The following is a 20,717-nucleotide window of genomic DNA, read 5'->3' on the forward strand; positions in this document are numbered from 1 at the left end:
AATAAACACATTTTATTTGCATCTAAAGCATCGCATCAAACGTTTTACTACTGAACTTGTTTTTGCTTTAAGGATAATCATGGCTTCAGGTTATGCAATTTCAGCGCTATCTCTAAGCGTTGCATCAATACTATACGCGTCACCCACTTTTGCACTTGACGACCCAGCAGAAGGCGATATCGAACACATACGCGTGAACGGTGATATGTCTCAGAAAAGTGGCGAATTTGTGTCGGCATCCCAAGGCTGGGTTTCAGGCGATACGTTACTTGAGCGCCCCATGTTGCGCACGGGCGAAATGCTTGAATTCATACCTGGCATGATGGTGACTCAGCACAGCGGCTCGGGCAAAGCGAATCAGTATTTTTTGCGAGGTTTTAACTTAGACCACGGCACCGACTTTACTGTTAGCGTTGACGGCATGCCTATCAATATGCGTAGCCATGGTCACGGGCAAGGCTACAGCGACCTTAACTTTGTGATCCCCGAAATGGTGGATAACTTGAGTTACTTTAAAGGCACCTACTATGCCAATATTGGCGACTTCTCTAGTGCCGGTGGTGCATTTTTCAATTTAAAAGATTCTCTTGACGACAATCGTCTATTTTTCACCCTTGGTGAATACGGCTATCAGCGACTTGCAACACTCAACCATGCCGACATTGGCGAAGGTAAGGCTATTGCCGCGTTTGAGTACCAGACATACGACGGACCATGGACCGATATCAACGAAGATGTGCGAAAAAAGAATGCCAACATTCGCTATATTACGCCCTTGTTCGACGGTGAGTTAACGGTAACGGGAATGGCATACGACAACAGCTGGAACGGGGCCGACCAAGTACCTGCCCGCGCTATTGAAAGCGGCCTCATCGACCGCCTTGGCTCTATTGACACCGACGTTGGTGGAGAGTCTTCACGCTATTCACTGTCGGCAAACTATACCAGCGATGGCATTAATGCCTCGTTTTATGCCATTGATACTGATTTGACGCTTTTTTCTAACTTTACCTATTTCTTAGATAACCCAGAAACGGGAGACCAGTTCGAACAAGCAGACGATCGGCAAATTTATGGTGGCGAAATATTTACCACGGTACCACTGGCGGTAACCGATGGCAGTACCATTACCATGGGCGCTCAATGGCGCTTCGACGATATTGAGAATGTAGGCCTTTATCGCACACAGAATTTGCAACGTGTAGGCACGATTAGAGAAGACGCCATAAAAAGCAGTAGCTATTCCTTATTTGCACAGTCAAACATACTGCTTTCAGACGCCCTTAGCCTATCTCTCGGTGGTCGTTACGATTACTTAGATGTGGATGTTACAAGCGACCTTGCGGCAAATAGCGGTGAAAAAAGTGATGGCCTATTCACGCTAAAAGCAGCGCTAAAATACGCCGTTACCGACGACATCACAGCGTTTGCTAACATTGGCCAAGGCTTTCATTCTAATGACGCCCGCGGTGCAACCATTACCATCGACCCTGTCAGTTCAGAGCCAACACCGGCATCACCATTATTGGTCAAATCGTTAGGTTATGAGACAGGTATTAACTATACAGACGGAAGAACCTTCAATGTATCTGCCGCATTATGGCGATTAGAGCTAGACAGTGAATTGCTGTATGTAGGCGATGCAGGCTTTACCGAGCCAAGCCGTCCATCTGAGCGCCACGGTATTGAGATAAGCGCGTACTACTGGATAAACCACCACCTTACCACCGATATTGAAGCTGCCTACACCAATGCCCGCTTCAGCGATAGGGTTGAGGGTGAAGGACGTCATATTGATGGCACCGTTCCCGGCGTGGTTAGCGCAGGGGCGACCTACTATCAAAATAGCGACCAATTGGGAATGAGCTATACACTTCGCGCTCGCTACTTAAGCTCGCGAACGGTAGAAAGCTTTGATGAAGTTTCTCCGCCAGCAACGTTTTTACTCAACGCCCAAGTTGCCTACCGCCAGCCCACGTGGGATGTCACCCTTGAAGTGTTAAACGCACTGGATAGCGACGATCACGATATTGACTATTTCTATGCATCACGGCTACCTGGCGAACCTGAAGAAGGCATTGAAGATTTGCATTATCACCCCGTAGAGCCTCGCAACGTGCGCGTTACGTTCTCTTTGCGGTATTAGAAGCTCATGGCTAAAAGCTAGAGCCTAAAAGCTAGAATCTAAAAGATAGGACAGGAAGCGCATTTGTGCGCTTCCTGCTTTTTTATCCCTCTTATTTTCCTATTAAAAGCCCTCTTAAAACGGAAAACACTCCCCCGCTCTCTCACTCACATTAATTATTTGTTAATATGCTTTTTAAACGTGACTGAACCACGTACTCTCACTGGCTTCAGAAGTTAATTATTAGAATAGGCTAGCTATGAAATGGATATGTCATAACGGCGTTTTAGCCTTAATTTGGGCTGCTTTGAGCACTGCCTCATGGGCTACGATAGCCGCAAGTGCTAACGTAAGTGCTAACGCAAATGTTAACGAAAGTGCTGTGGCTCATGCTGAAACCGTCTCGTCGACTCAGTATGCTGAGCCGACTGAGCCATTAGCGCTTAGTGGTGCAACGGTGAGAAAACGCTTTTTCTTTAGTGTGTATAAAATTAGCCACTTTATGGCTTGGCCTCAAGAAACTTCCGAAAACCCTGATGAACTCATCAAACTTATTTCTTCTGGGCAGCTCTCACAGCGGGTAGAAATAGAGTTTCTGCGAGATGTCTCTCGCGAACAAGTTGAAGAGGCGTTAATGGACGGCATAGAGCGCAATAACCCTGATGTCGACTTGAGCAACATAAAGACCGAAATAATGCGATTATCAGATGGTTTTGATAACGATATTACTGAAAATTCGCGGTTAGTATTATCGCGTGTGAATGTGGGTAAACTTATAGTATATTTCAATGGGCGAAAAATCGTTGAAACAGATAACAGCGAGCTTACCAGAGCCCTGTGGTCAATATGGTTTGGTCAAAAGCCAATAGTAGATAATAAAGCGTTGATAGCAAATCAACTGCAATAAGAGTAATGGGGCGATTGAGTGAAGGTTGTAAAAGGCAGTATACGTTGTAATAGATTCCTTGTTCCCTATCGTATTTATGGAGACAAACCAGACACTATTGTATGCATTAGCGGTGCAAAACAAACCATGGCAGTATGGCGAAGTTTTGTTAAGCGCTTTGTACCCTCTTTCTCTGTCGTTGTATTTGACTTGCCCGGCACCGGTCGCGCAGAAATACTTTCAGGCGCTCCACAAGTGACTTTTGAAGAGCAGCAACAAGTACTGCTTGATGTTATTGAAGACACCGCGAAAACTGACAAAGTGGTACTTGCAGCAGCGTCATGGGGCACTATATTAGCAGCATACATTGCAGCAAAGTACCCCACTAAAATTGAAAAAATGATATTGGGAAGCTTTGGTGTATCTACCAACGACACTATTTTAGAGCTTATTCACCGCGGACAATCGGCATTTAAAACCGGTGATGTTGAAAACATTGCACCTTTGATGATTGAGTGTTTTGGTCAATATATTCCTGAGTCGCAGAAGCAACAAATGATCAGCCAATTTTCAAATATGGATGAGAAAGAATTGCTTAATTTCTACGAGCACTGCGAGTTTGTAAAAACCAGTCGAGACATTAGTAAGCTAATTAACTTACGTGAAATTGAAGCAAAGACCCTTGTTATTTGCGGTGAGCATGACACCATTTTAGACCACGAAGGTATTCGTGCGGCAGTGACTAAAATTCCCAATTGCGTGTATAAGCTCGTACCGGATACTGGCCACTTCTTGCATTGGGAAAAACCATCAATTCTAGACACTTACAGTAACTTTCTTCACTCTACAGAAAGTGCGTAAAACCTAAAATAATTAAAGTCGAAGCCTCGGGGTCACTTAACTTCAGGGCTTACGCCTTTTTTACTTGGTGTTTGTTACCACCGCTGCGCTCATCTCTCGACACTGAACCCTCAACAAATTCTTGATTCACAGAACAAGTAAATCGTGATAACCCCTGCGTTCACCGCAGCCTCATTGACTGTTCAATTTATACGCTACAGTATAAGAGCATCAAAACAGTGAAAAGCTATCTCGAAAATTTCTAATAAGACATCTAAGCGAGAAGTCGCCATAAACAATAAGATCAAAAACGATAAGGGAACACTCATGCAATCCATCACAAAGTGGTTCACGCTATTGCTAGGGCTGGCCGTTATGCCCGCTTACTCAGCAATATTAATGAAACCAATTAACGACCCAGATTTAGCGTATTCTGGCGAGTTACTTTCTGGCACTAATAATCAGCAAATAACCCATCCCGATACCTTGCTCGGCTTTCCCATTGGCTCTCGCGTTGCCGACCCAGCGCAAATACACAGCGCAGTCATGCACTGGGCTGAGCAAAGCGATAGATTACACGTAGTCGAGTATGCGCGCACTCATGAAGGTCGCCCACTGATTGCCGCGTTTATATCAACACCGGCGTTACTCAGTGAGCTTGATACTATTAAAAGTAATATCGATAAGCTTGCTAACCCTTTAAATACCAGCGATAGCCAAGCCAGCAACATCATCGATTCACTGCCCGCCGTTGCCTGGATGGCATACTCTATTCACGGCAATGAAACATCAGGCGCAGATGCAGCGTTAACCGCTATCTATCATCTGATTGCTAGCGAAGACAAAGACGTGGAAGCGCTGCTTGATGATATGGTGGTTGTTATCGACCCCATGATGAACCCTGACGGCCGCGCTCGATTTGCCAAATCATTAGAGCAATATCGCGGCACGGCACCCAATGTTGACGACCAGTCGTTGTTACACCGTGGTGACTGGCCTTACGGCAGAACAAACCACTACTTTTTCGATTTAAACCGAGATTTCTTTTATCTAACGCAGCCTGAAACCGTCGGTCGCGTTGAAATGATCAATGACTGGCGGCCCCAGCTCATGATTGATGGTCATGAAATGGGAAGCCAAGACACCTATCTGATGGGCCCACCGCGCCAACCATTAAATCAAAACATTGACCCTAATTTGCAAAAATGGGCAAAAACCTTTGCCCGTGATCAGTCTGCCGCTTTTGATGAGAAAGGCTGGCGCTACTACACCGGCGAATGGTTTGAAAACTGGTACCCAGGCTATTCAAACTACTCTGAATATCGCGGCACCATGCACATTCTTTATGAGCAATCTCGTATGGCGGAAGACGGCGTGCGTCGACCTGAAGGCACCGTGCAAACCTATATCGAATCTGTGCATCATCAGTTTATATCCACCCTTGCCAACCTCAAGACGTTGGATAAAAACAGTAAAGCCATGTACCAAGATTACTGGCAGGGCCGTAAGAACAACGTTGCCTCTAAAGGAAAATTTGCTAACCGCACCTACGTGATTATGGCGAATGACAACATTGGCAGAACCGACGCACTGGTAAGCCGTTTGTTGGCTCAAGATATCAAGGTGTATATTACTGATAAAGATATAGAAGTGGACGAGGCCACCACGCATTTAGGCGACGTAAAAGAAGATGTTGTTATTCCCAAAGGCAGTATTGTTGTGCCTAACCGCCAAGCCGAGGCGCCGTTAATTGCTGCCATCATGGAATTTGACGCAGGTGTTAACAACGCCGTATTACTGGAAGAGCGCCAGAAAACCTTGCGTGACGGTTCATCGCTAATGTATGACACAACTGCATGGAATTTAACCATGATGTACGGTCTAGAAAGCGTCACTGTACCAGAGCACCTTACTAGTAATATGAGCCTGTATAAGCCAAGCACCCACACCCATACATTACTTGATAATGCTATTGCATGGATGGTAGACGGTGCAGACGATAGGTCTGTGGCCTTTGCTGCAAGGCTGATGGAACGCGGTATCCACGTTCGTTATATAGACCGCGAATCAGAGTTTGAAAACACGGTTTTCAATCGAGGCTCTATTGCGGTAACGGTCACCGATAACCCCAATACAGAAAATCTTGCAAGCCTAATAAAGCAAACTGCCGATGAGCTTATGGTGTCGGTAACCGCCACAACAAGCGGCTTTGGTGAGGGTGAGTTACCTGAGTGGGGAGGCAAGCATTTTGATCTTCTTACTCGGCCCCAGGTGGCTATTTTAAGCCACGGCAATATGTCTAGCTATGATGTGGGCGCAACCTGGTACAGCATCGATGCTAATTTGGGCATTCGCCACAGCCAAATAGACGTTAACTCTTTAAATCGTACTGACTTGCGTCGTTACAATGTCATTGTTCTTCCCACCAGCTATGGAGCACTAGATAAATCTAAGCAGGCGCTTTTAGATGAATGGGTTAACAACGGCGGAACGCTTATCGCTCACGGCAGAAGTGCGGCAGCGTTAGCGGGTAAAGATGGCATTGCCAAGGTGAAAACCATTGAGAATAGCTTTGAAAAGGCGCTCGATTACGATATTTCTTTAAACCGTGAATATATGGCGAGCTTAAACAAGGTAGACACCAAGGCAGCAATGGCTCATACCTTAAATGCAGACTTCGCGTTTCCATGGGACGATTTACCTAAACCGCTTAAAGAGGAAGAGCTAACCCGCCGCGATAAATGGTTAAGCCACTTTATGCCAAGTGGCGCTATGGTAGCCGGCAGAACAGACCAACAGCATTGGCTAACAGCCGGCACTCCTGAAGTACTACCATTACTTTACAGCAATCAACCGCTACTTATGTCGGCAGATAATAGCGAAGCCGTGGTTAGAGCGGGCGTATTTAGCCCAAGTCCTAACAAGAAAAAAGAGGATAGTGAGAGTAAGAAAAACGCCGATCGCTGGTTCACACTGCCACAAGATAAAGCGCTTAACGTTCGCATGAGTGGCTTACTGTGGCCAGAAGCACAGCAGCGTATTGCTAATACTGCTTACTTAACTCGCGAACGCAGTGGTAAAGGGCAAATTATTTTGTTTTCAGGCCAACCTAACTTCCGTGGCGCCGCATTAGGTACCAACAGGTTACTACTTAATGCCATTGTTTATGGTCCAGGCTTGGGTAGCCAAAAACACGTAAGCTTGTAAAAGAAGTAACAGCAGTAAAACAGAGAGGGGCCACGTGGCCCCTCTCTGTTTTATCAATATTGTAAATTATTCCACTACTGGCAACCTAACCGATTTGCCTCAGCCCAGCGGGCTTTGCTAATCCATCTATGACAAAGTTAATTGCCTCTACTCCATTTAATTTTGGCCTTGCGAACAAAAACCCCTGAAAACGCTGTGCACCTGCGTGTTGTAACCATAACCACTCATCCATGGTTTCTACACCTTCTACAATAAGCGGAATACCCATCGACTTTGCAAATTCGTACACAGCCTCAAATATGGCTTGCCTTGGGCCATTCTCATGAATGTTGGTGGTGATTTTTCGATCTAACTTTATTTTGTCTGGCAGGAAGTCGGCCAAAAGCGATAGACCTGCGTAACCCGCACCAAAATCGTCAAGAGCAACTCTTATCCCCGTTGACCGGAGGTTTTCGATGGCATCGAAAAACGGCGACCCCTCTTTAATAATTTCAGTTTCCGTTACCTCAAGAATAAGCTGTTGCGGCCTTAAGTTATTCTCATCTGCTAATGATAGTAAATAGCTCGTTATATCTGGACTATAGGTAATGGCACCTGGACATAAGTTGACTGATAGCGCTTGGTCAGCGTTTAATAATTTTGCACCTTGCGCAATGGCTATCGCCTTGCTCTTAAGATCGAAGTCATATTTTTGATTGCCCTCTAAACTATTCAACACATCTTCAGGGAATCGACCGTCGCTACTACGCAATAGCGCCTCGTAGGAGGACACAAGGCCCCTGCGGGTATCTACAATAGGTTGAAAAGCAAATTGAATATCAGAATTGCAATATTCAGCAATAGAGATTTCACTGAGCTTTACAGAGGCCTTAAGGTTATTTAAATCTTGATTAGACAAACACATGCGCCACTTGCCCGTGGCAAAACCGTTGATTAATGCAAAGGTCCGGCTGTCGCGGTGAAAAGAAATATCCGGCGGGAGCCAGTAGCAGTTACTTTTTTTATCCAGTCGAAAAGTGCGCAGCGCCCAATTGCCAAAATCGCGCTTGTGAATAGCGTTATCGGTTATTTTAACGATGTTATTATGCCGAGAGTCCGTCTTAATGTGCTCGAAAAGACCAAGTATTATGTCGGCTTCCCCCTCTAGCACCTGAAAAAAGTATTCACCGTCAAACAGTAATATCCCCGTTACATCGTTGTGTAAATTAAACGCTAAAGAATCCTTGGTGATCTCATCGAGCCCTTCGTGGTTTATTAGCGTTGACGCTCTACTTCTATACACTAGCTGTCTTAACACAACCTACCCCTTATGGGAGACGCTTTCATTTCTCGTTGCTATCACCTGGTTGAGACACTCAAACAAACTACAACTCATAAGCTAAGTGTAGACTGCAAACTGGCTTTTTCCCACATGACAGAACGTATCGAAAACGTCCCCCCAAAGTGCCTATATAAAGTGCCTATATAAACTGCCCACATAAGCCGACCCAGCGTTTTTTCTCAATAACGTTTTTCATCAACGAAATAGGCGAAGCAATTGACAATATTCGGCTATCAAACGCAACTTCAGTCTATTTTGATACGCCACATCAACTCATAAAGCCCGCAGATTATGATCATGTAATGAAAAAATTGAAGACTTTCATTGCTCCGTAGGCGCCTTTCTCTACGAAAGTCTATGGTTATAAAGCGTTATTCTTACAGCGAAATCGATAGCTATAAACTATTGTTATTTTCTAGGGCGTGTTTACTGTCGCTGCTTAGCAAACATCGATGCCCCCTTTATAGGTAATTTAGTTAGCCGTTCTGTTTTATTAAGCCGTAGAAGAGTGTTCCCATATGCGCCTACAATTTAAAATTATTCTGTTTGTTTTGTTGATTCTGCCAAACGCCGTGTGTGCGAGCACAGAAAATGAAGAGCATCACCATTGGCAACAGTCTCCCCACCACTTGTCGCTTTTAGTAGCAACAACGAATACCGATGAACACGGTGACGCATTCACACTAGGCGTTGATTATGAATATCGCGTTAATGACTTTTTAGGAATAGGGCTAGTCGCAGAATATGCCTTTGGAGATATAGAGGCATTCACCTATTTAGCGGTTGCCGATTTACATATTACCAATAACTTTATTGCCCAAGTCGGCCCCGGTGTAGAGTTTTTTGACGGCGAGGAAATTCCTGTGGCGCGTTTGGGTTTGCTTTACGAGTTTGAGTTGTCGGGCCTTACGCTTTCACCACAACTTCATTATGACTACCATCACGATCACGACGATGCCATAGTGGCAGGCCTAGCCTTTGGCATCGCGTTTTAGCAGTCGTAAGTTGAGAAAGGCGTTTTATTGCACCACTTCAACACCAATGGTGACAACAGACTCTGCGCTTTTTATGGGTGGCGTTTGATTAACCATCATTACCGTTCCGCTAATCGGCGCTGTGATAGTTTCCACTTGGTTTCCAAAGTAATCCAAAACGGTGCCCACTTCTTGGCCTTGTTGTACTTTATCCCCAATAACTACAGCAGGCTGGAAAAAGCCGGTTGTAGTGCTTTTTGCTGATTTTAGGGTTTCATAAATAATAGGCTCTGGATGCTCGGCAGGCTCTCCCTCCAACATATCCAAAAAGACCATTGTGTTTCTAGCCACTGTGAACGCGTCTTTTACAAATTCTTCCTTTGATTGCGCAAGATGACCAATTTCAGTAGTCAGGCCCGGCTTTCCTCGTGTCATTGCAGTGTTAGGGTAAGAAATAGAATTATTAGGGTCCTTTGGTCTGTCACCGTAAAGCACAATATGTTGCATACCTGTTGCCTTGGCAAAGGCCAGAGTCAATTCATCTAACGCTTCATCACCAATAAACGGAGAATAAACGTGGTTCAGCAGGCTCTGATTTGCACTACCAGAATGCATATCAACGAGAAAGTCAGCTTTACTGATAAATTCTTTTGTCAGTAAGTCTGCAATTTGTTCGGTAGGCGTCCCATCAGCACTACCTGGAAATTCTCTATTTAAGTTTTTTTCATCACGAGGGTTCAGCGCTAGCCGATGTTCATGAAAACCGTCCAAATTTGCCAAGTGCACCACAACAAGCACTCCACTCATTTCTTTGGGATTGATGCTTTGCTGCAACTGTTGCAGTGCAAACATAGAAGGGTATTCGTCGCCATGAATGCCAGCCGTAAGCAGGAGCACAGGCCCTTCTTTTTCACCATTAATCACAGTAACTGGTAAAGACACCTCTTTTTTATTCGCCATATACGATGTTTTATGACCAGTATTAGTTGTCTTGCCCATGAGCTCGAATGGGGCATTGGCACTTATAGGCGGACTCACCAGAGATAAAATAGCGACCACAAAAGAAGCCACTGATTTTGTTTTATATTGCATTAATTAAACCCTTTCTGAAGGCAAGATAACGGAAACACGCTATAAAATAGCGTGCTTAGAAAATTACTTAAACACTGTTTAAAAACGATACGCTGCCGACAGCCTAAATCGCTGTGGCGCACCAGGCTCAACCCACACATCGGCAAAAGAGTTGGTATAAAACTCTTCGTCAAATAGGTTGTCTACCGCCACTCTCACAGACAAGTTTTCAATAGGTTCAATCTCTGCAAACGCGCGCACTGTGGTGTAACTCGGTAAATAGAAATCAGTAGCGGTTTGGCCTAAACGCTCATCAACGTAAAGTAAACCAGAGCCTATGCGAACTGGCATATCTGCAATCACTAGTCCTTTACTTATCTGCACACTGAGTTGGTTTTCTGGTACATTAATAAGCGGGTCGCCAGACTCTATGGCTGATACAAAGTTGGCGTCTGCCGCATCATTTGTGCTTTCTGCATCAACAAAGCTATAAGACACCCAAAGTGAAATATCGTTTTCAAACTCAGCGTTAATGTCTAACTCTACACCTCGACTTCGCGCTTCGCCTGCTGGGGTTAAGAAAAAACCATCTGAGGCTTGTTCACTGTCATCAAACACGAGAATATTGCTTTGCTCAATATTAAATACCGAGAAAGTAATATCGCCACGCACGTTATCAAACATCGACGTTAAATCGGCTTTAACACCGATTTCTGCCGACTCAGATTCATTGGGCTCAAAAGGATTACCCGCAAAGTCTGATCCAGTGAGCTGACGGAAGCCTTCGCCGTAGGTCGCATACACGCTCGTGCTGTCGTTAAATAGATAAACGGCACCCACCTGAGGCGAGAAGCGAGTATCATCTTGCGATGTTGTGGACACTGGGCTTGCCAAGCGGTTGTCAATTTCCTGCTCAAACTTATCGAAACGACCACCTAAACGAATTTGAAGGTTGTCGGTAATGTTAATTTGGTCTTGGAAATAGAATCCCCATGCCTTTTGCACTTCAAACCGGTTCAAGTTATTGGACAGTTCAACCTCTGGAAGCGGCGAATAGTCTGGGTTGAAAATATCTAAAACCAAGTACTGATCTAAATCTAAGTCATTAATGTCAGTATCGCTTGCAAAAAACGGCGGGCGATAACGAAGGATTTCTTGATCGTTTTCAAACTTGTCATAGTCTGCACCAACAATAACTCGGTGAGTGACAGACCCCGTATCGAACTGACCCGCAATTTCGCCACGCAATACCAAGTAGTCTGTCTCGAAGTTACGATACCGTTTGAAACGCGATAGCAGTGCTTGGTCTGGGTCGATAAACAACGTTTGGCGACCGCCGAAGTTATTTTCCAGTGCATTACCTTCAAACGTCGTATCTCGTAAACCGGCGCCTAAAAGCAGGTTCCAGTCGTCGGCTAGTTCGTGTGATATCTCAATTTGATGACCAACCACTTGGGTATCTATGGTGTCGCCGCTAGGGTCGCCAGTAAAGGTTTCGATGGGTTGATGACCTAACTCACCGTCAATGGCCACTACGCCGCGGTCGAATGGTATTTTTTGTTCCGTATATTCCAGTTCATAGGAAATCGACGTATCTGCTGATACTTCCCATGTTACCGACGGATAAAAGCCGAAGCGCTCTGTTTCAACCGTGTCGCGAAAACTCTCTGCATCTTCGTAAAAGCCAACAAGACGCACACCCACGTTTTCACTAGCCCCTGCAACAGTCTGCAAGTCTGCTTCTACACGTTTTTGCTCCCAGCTTCCGTAGGTGGCTTGTACTTCACCGCCTTGGCGAAATTGTGGGCGCTTAGTCACCAGGTTAATGGCACCGCCAGGCTCTCCTCGTCCAAATAATGCTGCTTTTGGACCTTTCAGTACTTCAACATGATCGATACCAGATAAATCCCGCGGCCCACCAAAGCCGCGACCGGCGTTGAAGCCGTTAACTAAAAACCCGCTAGGTAAGTTTTCATCGCCTGAAAAACCGCGAATCGCAAAGCTATTCCACAACCCACCAAAATTGTTTTGGCGAGCCACAGACGCCGATAAATCTAATGCATCGTTGAGATTCACAGCACCAGCATCACTGAGTAATCCAAGGTCGATATCTTGCGCTGCGGCAGGTACTTCTTTGTATTCAAAAGCGCCCTGATACGCGCGATGCATACCGTGAACAGTAATCTTTTCAACATCTGCTTCATTCGGCGCATTAGTATCTTGTGCATGTGAAGACGCATTAAACAGTGTCGCGATAGTGACGGCGAGGGTAGTTTTTACCCAATTAGTTTTCATCGGTGTTTTCCTGTGAGTCTTTTAGTTTTTGTGGTGTAAATTGTGGAAGTTGCTCGAAGCTCTCTAGCGAAAACGCAGGCGCTTTGAACATGCGGTTATAATAAAAATCGCGAAGGCTGGCGTGAAAATGTCGTACGCTATTTTCATAGTGCACCATTGCTTGTACGTCAGTATCGGCGGCGCTTGATAGCAGGCGCTGCGTGAGCAGAGACGGTGATACCCACGCTATGTAACTCGCTATTTCATCTTTTTTGAGTGTTGATGCTTGGTAAGATTGTGAAAGCTCGCTGGCCTTTTCATCGCCCACTTGCTGAAAGGCGTAGTACCATTTCCAGTTAAATGAGCTATCGCGTTTGGGGTCAAACTCGGTGTAGTGAGTCCACTGCGGATGGCTTTTGAGAAATGCGCTCCAGGTTTCTTCTACAGGCTTGTCCCACGCGCCGTTTACCGCTTCACGCTGGATAAGCACAATGTCTCCGCCCTCTGGCGTGTCAACAAGGGCATTAATGATTGTGTGGCCGGTAACCGGAACGACGACGGTCGTCATAAGCCACACGCCCAACATAATAGAAGCCAAATGAGTGGCACTAAACTGGGAAAAACGTTTTGCCGCACCAATAGCAAGTACGATCACACTCCACATTGCAATATTGGCAATCACAATGGCGCAAACCTTCACTATACCGACTAGTTCAGCGCCATTGAGTACAGCAAATGCGACAAACGGAAGCAGCACGGCAAGAGCAAGGGGCACCAAAGTCACTATCACCCGCGACGTCCAAATTGCATGACTATTGCGTGCGGTTACGTTTAACAAATCAAAGCGGCGTGCTTCACGCTCTTTGGCTTTTAAATCGTACAGCAGCAGTATGATGAACAGTGGCAAAAGCACACTGGTCACGAAGGCGAAATCGAAACGGCCTAAAAAAGCGAGCTCGGGGTTGTCGGTGTCGCTTTCATAAATTTGTCCTTCTAGAGCGAGCATACGAATACGATGTTTCCAAGGAAATACATCCCGCTCACCTACCGCGGCAAACGCCAAACTGGTAGGCGGTGCATACGTTAGATGAAACGAGTAGTACGCAACCATTCCATAATTAGACTGGTGGTTGATAACAGCGTCGCGCTCTACTTGGTCTTTTTCTAATAACCTTTCAATAGTGGCTTGTTGCTCCTGCATTTCTGCAAACCCCGCCCAAAGGGAAATGGAACTTAGCAGCAATACCACTAGCATGGTAAGTTTGAATTGGCGGTGCCCAAAAACGAAGCCCGCCTCACGTTTAATATCATTAAAACGCATCATGGGTTTAACCTCCTAACCGCAATACGAAGCAGCAGCACGGTAATGCCCACCCAAAAAAGCAGCTGCAAGAAGTACAAGTTTGCGTTGCTTATTCGTACCGCAGATTTTTCAGGCTCAAACTTAAACTCTGCTAACAATGCCCAGTTACTTGCGTCAACCACCGCTTTATCGGCTGCTTCCTCACTGGCATTGCGGTTCATGTCTAGTTTGTAATCAAGTTTTTCCACATGCACTTTATTAAGGCCTTGCACAAATTCTAAGCGCAGCGCTTCGGCTTCACGTAAAAAGCGGTGGTGGGTTTCAAGACTCGTGCCCGCCAATACGGTTGAAATTGAGCGGATGGCGACGGTAGGTGATAACCAGCCAAATTGACGGGCAATATGCGCCTGCTCTAGCTCTTGCTGCATACGATTTTCAGCAAATTCGCTTAACACCTCAGCCTGACGCTGCTCAGAATATTGGGCTACCACACCTCTGAAATTAACAGGTAAGTCATCCACAGAGTCCACGTTGTACTTGGCGAGTAAGTCTTGTTTAAGCTTTTTAAAGGCAGGGTCGTTAACGTCGTGCCCATCACCAAGGCTTCTTAATTTCTCTTCTACTTTAAAATCGGCCTCAAGCTTGCCCATAGAGGGCGCTAAATTAGTCGCTACACTGCTACCTAAACGGGGAAGCAACACGCATGCGCTCATCCAAATGACAATTAATATTGTGAAACTCGCACTGCTCTTTTCAAATAGTGCAGAACACGCCGTTACCACCACAGTCCACAGTAAAAAGTACACGGCGTAACTAACGCTAAATAGCGCAACCAGTGATGCACTTTCACCTGAAAAAGCGACATAAAAACACGCTAAAAGTAATGGCATCAGAAACACAGCGCTTGCCGCCGCTAAGGCTAACAATTTACCGAGCAACAGCTGTGAGCGGCTAGTACCTTGAGATAACAGCAAAGTGAGGGTACCGGCTTCACGCTCTCGAGATACACTGCCGTAACCGATAAGAATGATAAAAAGCGGCGCAAGCACTAGCGCTAAAAAGCTAGGCGTTAAGCTGCTAAAACGTGTTAGGCCCGCCGACTGACGCTGCTCAGCAAACATTGCACTGTTTTGTCTGTGGCCCTCTAGGAAAATAGCATTGCCCGTGTAGGTATCTACCCCTGGCTCAATTACGCTTAATGGCGTTGGCGCGCGAAATACGTAATGACCATAATGCACCATGCGATGGGGGTGCTTATCAGGCTGCGCTTTAAAACGCTCCTCCGCTTTATGTTGAAGATGTTCGCGGGCATGAGCGGCTTCTTCTATATGAAATGCATTCACAACGAGCGCTGCTAAGGTAAGCACCGCACCCAACATCAGTACGGTGGCAGCAACTTTGGTGCGCAGCCAATAGCGCCATTGCTCTGCGCAAATAGTGTTGGCGACACGCAATATCATAGCGTACGCCCTGCAAACGCTGCGTGAACCGCTTCGGTATCGATGGGTGTATCAGCCACCCGCTCAAAGGACCCAGTCAGTTTACCGTCGCTTAATAGCACAATACGATGAGCCACTTGGCAAGCGCCGTAAACATCGTGCGTCACCATAAAAATAGTGGCGCCGTTTGCGGCAAGCTCAGACACTAGCGCATTGAATTCATCGATGGCTGCCGGGTCTAACCCTGAAGTAGGCTCATCTAAAAATAAAACCGGTGCATTGCGCAACAGCGCAAGGGCAATCGCCGTTTTTTGGCGCATCCCTTTTGAATAATTCGACAGCGCCTTTTTCCACGAGTTTTCTTGTAGCGCTACTTTGCGTAACGCGGCAAAAATGTCTTCGTCTGTTTTATCTACACCTGCAACTGATAGAAAATAGCGAATATTTTCTAAGCCAGAAAGATGGCCATACAAGGTGACTGACTCAGGAAGGTAAGCCACTGACTTTTGTACATCGTTAGTATTGGTGCTGGCGTTTTTACCTAGCACAGTTGCACTACCGCTACTTGCCTTCATTAACCCTAAAAAGGTTTTGAGGGTGGTCGATTTACCTGCGCCATTTCCACCTAAAAGGGCGAAAACCTCGCCTTTTCCTACATTAAAATTAAGGTTATCTAAAAGCGTGCGGTCATCTACTCGCACAGTTAGCGCATCTGCGCATATAACGGAATTTGTGTGCATTGTTTGATAAAGCTATAAAATTAAATTGATTTCGTAATGTTATATTATAACTATTGCCATGGGAATACGTTTTACTTTGATGTTTTCAAAAATTTTATGATGCGCGTTGGGTAAGAGGCTCTTTCAAATCTTTAGTGCTATTGATTAGTTAAGATTTTATACGAGCTACAAAGCTCAATATGTGACTATTTAAGAAATGAATAACGCGCCTGCTCCACCTCGTTACTGGCCAACAACAAACACGGTCATCACAAAGCACTATCCATCGAGCAGAACTTATATTTGTAAACTATTCTTATGCCTAGAAAGAGTCTTTTGGAAATGTAATGAGGATGACTTTAAACGAGAGTTTGTTACCCTTTTAGAGCAGTCAGATCATAAGTAGCATCACGCTACTAGTACTGGCACTGCAGCAGAATGACCATTAGTGGAACCTTTCAGAGGCCGCTGTTTTTATTTTAATACTGAGATCTCCATTGACGCCATTCAACAATAAAAAGAACAAACGAAAAGTTTCCTATAGCTACCTCATTATTTTGATACTTATCGTATTAATCGTGGGGGTTATCTTTACCGGTATTTCAGCGATTTTAAGTGAGTCGCGTCAGGTTAGAAATAATTACGAGCTGTTAAGGTTAGCCGAATCTGTCGATGACACCTTGATGGAAGTTAACGCTGATTACAGCGATTTTTTGCTCACCGGCGAGGACATCAAACTAGAAAAATTCAATCGCCACAAAAAGCAGCTTGATAAGTTGATAGGCAAAGGTAAACAACTCCTTACTGGTGAGGGCCAGCAAGCCGCTCGCTGGTCGAAAGTGGCAGAGCTCATGACTCGTTGGGAGCAACAAGTTGTGCAACCTGAAATAGCGGTAAGGCAGCAGATTGAGCAAAGTAATATAGCCCTAACCCATTTTGAAACTTTATCTTCCAGACTAGTCGGTAAGGCTATTTTTGACGACATTCGAGGTTTACTGTCTGCTTTACATGATAAGTTTGAGCAGCGAAGCAATGAAAAAGGTAAAGAGCTTATCGACCTAATAACCCTGAGCTTGGTCAATATGGAAACTGGTCAGCGCGGCTTTTTACTCTCTGGCGCAGAGGAGTCACTAGAGCCATTTGAAGAAGGTAAAAAACGATTAGCTGTGCAGCTAGAACGCGTTCGCAGCCACGCTGTCAGTGGTAACGTAATTGCATCAGATATTGATGCATTGGAACGCCGCATTGACGATTGGCTGCGCAATGCTGTCATACCAGAAATTCAAGCGAGAAGAGAGCTTAATAGTAAATCAGTATCCAATGAGGATGTGACAACAATGCTTGCTGGGGAGCTAACCCAACAATACATTGGCAATATTCGCGACCTCTTGAAAGAAATCATCATTGACGAAGAGTTAACGCTTAACACACGTAAAGTAGAAGAGGCTTCAACTGACCTATTTATAAAGATAGCTATCGTACTTGGCATATTGGTTGTATCCATGGTCTTGATGCTGGGCTTTATGCGAACACAGGCTTTCAAACTTGTAAATTATCGTTCAAAACTGGAACACCTCGCCCATTACGACACCCTTACAAACCTGCCAAATCGTGTATTACTTGCCAATCAATTAAGTCAGTCGATGGCCCAATGTCGTCGCCGTAAACAATCGTTAGCCGTTGCCTTTATGGATCTCGATGGATTCAAAGCCATTAACGACAATCATGGCCATAAGGTGGGAGATGAACTTTTAGTCGCGGTATCACAACGGATGAAAAGCAGCTTAAGAGAGGGAGACATGCTGGCTCGTATTGGCGGCGACGAGTTCATTGCTGTTATGGTTGACTTAAATGGGCCACATGATAGCGAACCAGCGCTACAGCGGCTGCTAGACGCGGCAGCAGAGCCCGTGATCATTGGTGACGACGTGCTGAATGTAACAGCTAGCATAGGGGTTAACTTTTATCCCGAAGATAGCTCGGACGCAGAGCAGCTTATGCGACATGCTGATCAAGCCATGTATTTAGCCAAGCAGGCAGGTAAGAATCAGTTTTATATCTTCGATACCAAAAAAGACAGTGCGTACAAGGCATTAGGGGAAAGAATCGGCCACATTCGAAACGCGCTTGAACAAGAGCATTTTGTATTGCACTACCAACCACAGGTAAACATGTGCACAGGAGACGTTATTGGCGTTGAGGCCCTGATTCGTTGGCAACACCCAGAACGTGGACTTATTCCGCCGTTAGAGTTTCTTCCCGCTATAGAAAGTCATAATCTGAGTATAAAGCTAGGCGAATGGGTGATAAGCAGTGCCCTAGCCCAAATTAAGCAGTGGCATAATGACGGCCTCAGTTTTACAGTAAGTGTAAATATTAGCGCCTACCAGCTTACTCAAAGTGACTTTCCAGAACGGCTGGCGTTATTGTTAGAACAGCACACAAATGTAGATCCAAACCTACTGGAATTAGAAATTTTAGAAACCGCTGCACTTAGCGACATCACGCAAGTGTCAGAGGTTATGGACGCTTGTCATAAGCTGGGTGTGCGTTTTGCCCTAGATGACTTTGGCACTGGGTATTCCTCTTTAACGTATTTGAGAAGGCTTCCCGCACAACAGGTAAAAATAGACCAAAGCTTTGTTCGTGACATGCTAGAAGATCCTGACGACTTAGCAATTATTAAAGGCGTAGTGGGTTTAGCCAACGCTTTTAAACGGGACGTTATTGCAGAAGGTGTTGAAACTCGCGCCCACGGAGAAGCGCTGCTTGCGCTTGGCTGCGAGCAAGCTCAAGGATACGGTATCGCCCGCCCCATGCCAGCTGTAGATATTCACCCATGGGTTCAAACATGGCAACAAACGCAGTCATGGCAAAGCTAAGCACTTATCGCCTATGTGGGCAAATGCTTGATTGGCGCCACTGATTAGTGACGCCAATCGCGTTTTTTACACGACTCTTTTTTACGGCTTTTGTTTAACGGTGCTTTCGAATAAATTCAGCCAGCTTTGAGCCTGATACCAGCTTAAAGTTTTGCTTATCACTAGGCATAACGTTTCGGCCATCTTGCACAACTAGCAGTCCCTGAGGGTAGCTGCTACCGAGATGTACACTGCTTATGGCAAGACCATCAGTCTCGGATGCGCCATCTATGCCGTTCTCGATATCTGCAGTGATACGAAAGCTTCCCAGCCAGTCAAAATCATTATCGATAGCATAAACCGCATAGCTATTGTTGCCTTGACTAGAAGCAACTAAATAACGTTTTTCATCAACATAAAAGATATCCATTCCTTCAATATCTGCATGCACTGTATTGCTCAAACCGGCTATTCGCGTACTTGTCTGCTGAACGCCTGCCAAACTGCGTAGCCAAATTCCGCTTGCTTCTTCCCCGTAGAATAGCTGCTGGTGTTTATCGTCAGCCACACATCCCTCAGGTTGGCTAGGTACGTTAAACTGTTCCACAAGCGATGCACTTACCGTGTCACCGGCTACGGTTAACGCATAGCGCAAGTAGGTTCCGTCAGTGTCGTTAACTAGCACCTCAAGGCCTTGTTTTGGTTGGTAAAGGCAAAGACCATAAATATCGTTTAAGGGTGTCGACACATCGCCAATATGTGTGACCCTCCGGTTTTTTCCGTTTATAGCAAACACACTTAGCAGGTTGCCGCTACGATTGCTCGCTACCGCTAGGTCCATGCTATTTTCACCAAATTGCACCGACTGTCGCACATCAACGTTATTTACTTTTCCAATGGGAAGGTGCTGTAACCGTTTACCGTTCAAATCGAAAACATCAAGCCCCGCTTTTTTGTCAGTTCCAATAATAAGACTACGCTCTGGTGTTTCATTGTTTACCCAAATAGCGGGGTCGTCAGCAGCATCACCGAATCGCTGTACTGGGTCAGTTTGTCCATCGGCAGTCAGCATAGCTAAATCACCCCGTTGATAGTCCTGTGGCTTAACATCAAACGAATGAACCATGCCCATTTCGTCAGTTAACTCGCCTTTTCCTGCCGATGTCAGCGCAATGGAAACAGTATCTTCATCTAGCTCTAAGGGTGATAAATATCGCGTCAGCTCAGACTCGGGCGCTACCGACATTTGCCACACTCCAATCCCCTCTTCAGCAATAAAGATTTGACCAGAAGCGTTATCCACCATGCAGTATTCTGGTTCGCCACCCATCGAAAAATTACGAATGGCTACCTGTCGCCATTGTGCGTTAGATTGAAGGTAGAGGTATTGTTGTGAGGCCATCCCGCGTGCGTCGAAAACAAACGCGCCAATACCCTGTGTATCTTGGAATATACACAGTGTTTCAATGTCAGCATCAGGTGGTGGTGAGCGGTATTGTTCTTTTATTTCAAAGCGGCTATTCAATGAGGTAACGGCACTGACCACCAGCGCTTGTGTAAGTGGGTCGATATGCACCAACAATTGATTGTTTTCATCAATGCTATGACTTGCATAAATTTCCGCATCCTCTGGAATATGGGCTAGAAGAGGCTTGGGGGAGGCCTGACACACGAGGGCACAAACTGCCAAACAAGGT

Annotated in this window: 13 protein-coding genes; 6 read left to right on the forward strand and 7 right to left on the reverse strand. The window is 45.6% G+C overall.

Annotation, left to right across the window (positions count from 1 at the left end):
- Positions 1 to 79: 79 nt before the first annotated feature.
- The 4 genes from JV36_RS0100160 (at position 80) to JV36_RS0100175 (ending at position 7,058) form a co-directional block, all read left to right on the forward strand.
- Entirely contained in the window at positions 80 to 2,146 is a 2,067-nt protein-coding gene (locus tag JV36_RS0100160; protein WP_032094661.1) for a TonB-dependent receptor, read from the forward strand.
- Between the two features lie 238 nt (positions 2,147 to 2,384).
- Positions 2,385 to 3,032 (forward strand): chalcone isomerase family protein, encoded by a 648-nt coding sequence (locus JV36_RS0100165; RefSeq protein WP_032094662.1) that lies wholly within the window; start codon positions 2,385 to 2,387, stop codon positions 3,030 to 3,032.
- A gap of 18 nt (positions 3,033 to 3,050) precedes the next feature.
- Complete coding sequence (locus tag JV36_RS0100170; RefSeq protein ID WP_032094663.1) at positions 3,051 to 3,872, forward strand: alpha/beta fold hydrolase; 822 nt, start codon at positions 3,051 to 3,053, stop codon at positions 3,870 to 3,872.
- Positions 3,873 to 4,178: 306 nt separating this feature from the next.
- A complete protein-coding gene (locus tag JV36_RS0100175) occupies positions 4,179 to 7,058 on the forward strand; it encodes a M14 family metallopeptidase (RefSeq protein ID WP_032094664.1) in 2,880 nt (959 codons plus the stop codon).
- A gap of 85 nt (positions 7,059 to 7,143) precedes the next feature.
- On the opposite strand, the gene JV36_RS0100180 is transcribed toward JV36_RS0100175, so the two are convergent.
- Complete coding sequence (locus tag JV36_RS0100180) at positions 7,144 to 8,355, reverse strand: diguanylate phosphodiesterase (RefSeq protein ID WP_032094665.1); 1,212 nt, start codon at positions 8,353 to 8,355, stop codon at positions 7,144 to 7,146.
- Positions 8,356 to 8,897: 542 nt separating this feature from the next.
- Between JV36_RS0100180 and JV36_RS0100185 the strand changes: the two genes are divergently transcribed.
- Complete coding sequence (locus JV36_RS0100185; RefSeq protein WP_032094666.1) at positions 8,898 to 9,374, forward strand: hypothetical protein; 477 nt, start codon at positions 8,898 to 8,900, stop codon at positions 9,372 to 9,374.
- A 24-nt stretch (positions 9,375 to 9,398) separates the two neighbouring features.
- Here JV36_RS0100185 and JV36_RS0100190 read toward each other — a convergent pair whose 3' ends face one another.
- The 5 genes from JV36_RS0100190 to JV36_RS0100210 all read right to left on the reverse strand — a co-directional run bounded on the left by JV36_RS0100190 (position 9,399) and on the right by JV36_RS0100210 (position 16,180).
- The gene (locus JV36_RS0100190) at positions 9,399 to 10,445 is read right to left on the reverse strand and encodes a succinylglutamate desuccinylase/aspartoacylase family protein (RefSeq protein ID WP_032094667.1); all 1,047 of its coding nucleotides are present in this window, start codon (positions 10,443 to 10,445) and stop codon (positions 9,399 to 9,401) included.
- 78 nt (positions 10,446 to 10,523) lie between these two features.
- Positions 10,524 to 12,719: a TonB-dependent siderophore receptor gene (locus JV36_RS0100195; RefSeq protein ID WP_032094668.1), complete on the reverse strand. Its 2,196-nt coding sequence runs from the start codon at positions 12,717 to 12,719 to the stop codon at positions 10,524 to 10,526.
- Complete coding sequence (locus tag JV36_RS0100200; RefSeq protein ID WP_032094669.1) at positions 12,709 to 14,022, reverse strand: DUF3526 domain-containing protein; 1,314 nt, start codon at positions 14,020 to 14,022, stop codon at positions 12,709 to 12,711. Before JV36_RS0100200 ends, JV36_RS0100195 begins: the two co-directional genes overlap by 11 nt.
- A complete protein-coding gene (locus tag JV36_RS0100205) occupies positions 14,019 to 15,461 on the reverse strand; it encodes an ABC transporter permease (RefSeq protein ID WP_032094670.1) in 1,443 nt (480 codons plus the stop codon). Before JV36_RS0100205 ends, JV36_RS0100200 begins: the two co-directional genes overlap by 4 nt.
- On the reverse strand, positions 15,458 to 16,180 hold the full coding sequence (locus tag JV36_RS0100210; RefSeq protein ID WP_032094671.1) for an ABC transporter ATP-binding protein: 723 nt from the start codon (positions 16,178 to 16,180) through the stop codon (positions 15,458 to 15,460). The genes JV36_RS0100205 and JV36_RS0100210 overlap by 4 nt, the downstream gene beginning before the upstream one ends.
- 476 nt (positions 16,181 to 16,656) lie before the next feature.
- On the opposite strand from JV36_RS0100210, the gene JV36_RS19150 reads away from it, so the two are divergent.
- On the forward strand, positions 16,657 to 19,041 hold the full coding sequence (locus tag JV36_RS19150) for a putative bifunctional diguanylate cyclase/phosphodiesterase (RefSeq protein ID WP_081926465.1): 2,385 nt from the start codon (positions 16,657 to 16,659) through the stop codon (positions 19,039 to 19,041).
- Between the two features lie 94 nt (positions 19,042 to 19,135).
- On the opposite strand, the gene JV36_RS19155 is transcribed toward JV36_RS19150, so the two are convergent.
- Positions 19,136 to 20,710 carry a phytase gene (locus tag JV36_RS19155; RefSeq protein ID WP_160173344.1) on the reverse strand — a complete coding sequence of 525 codons (1,575 nt, stop codon included), beginning with the start codon at positions 20,708 to 20,710 and terminating at the stop codon, positions 19,136 to 19,138.
- Positions 20,711 to 20,717: the final 7 nt, after the last annotated feature.

Origin of the sequence: Alteromonas sp. LOR, assembly GCF_000753865.1 — a bacterium.
Lineage (GTDB): Bacteria > Pseudomonadota > Gammaproteobacteria > Enterobacterales > Alteromonadaceae > Alteromonas.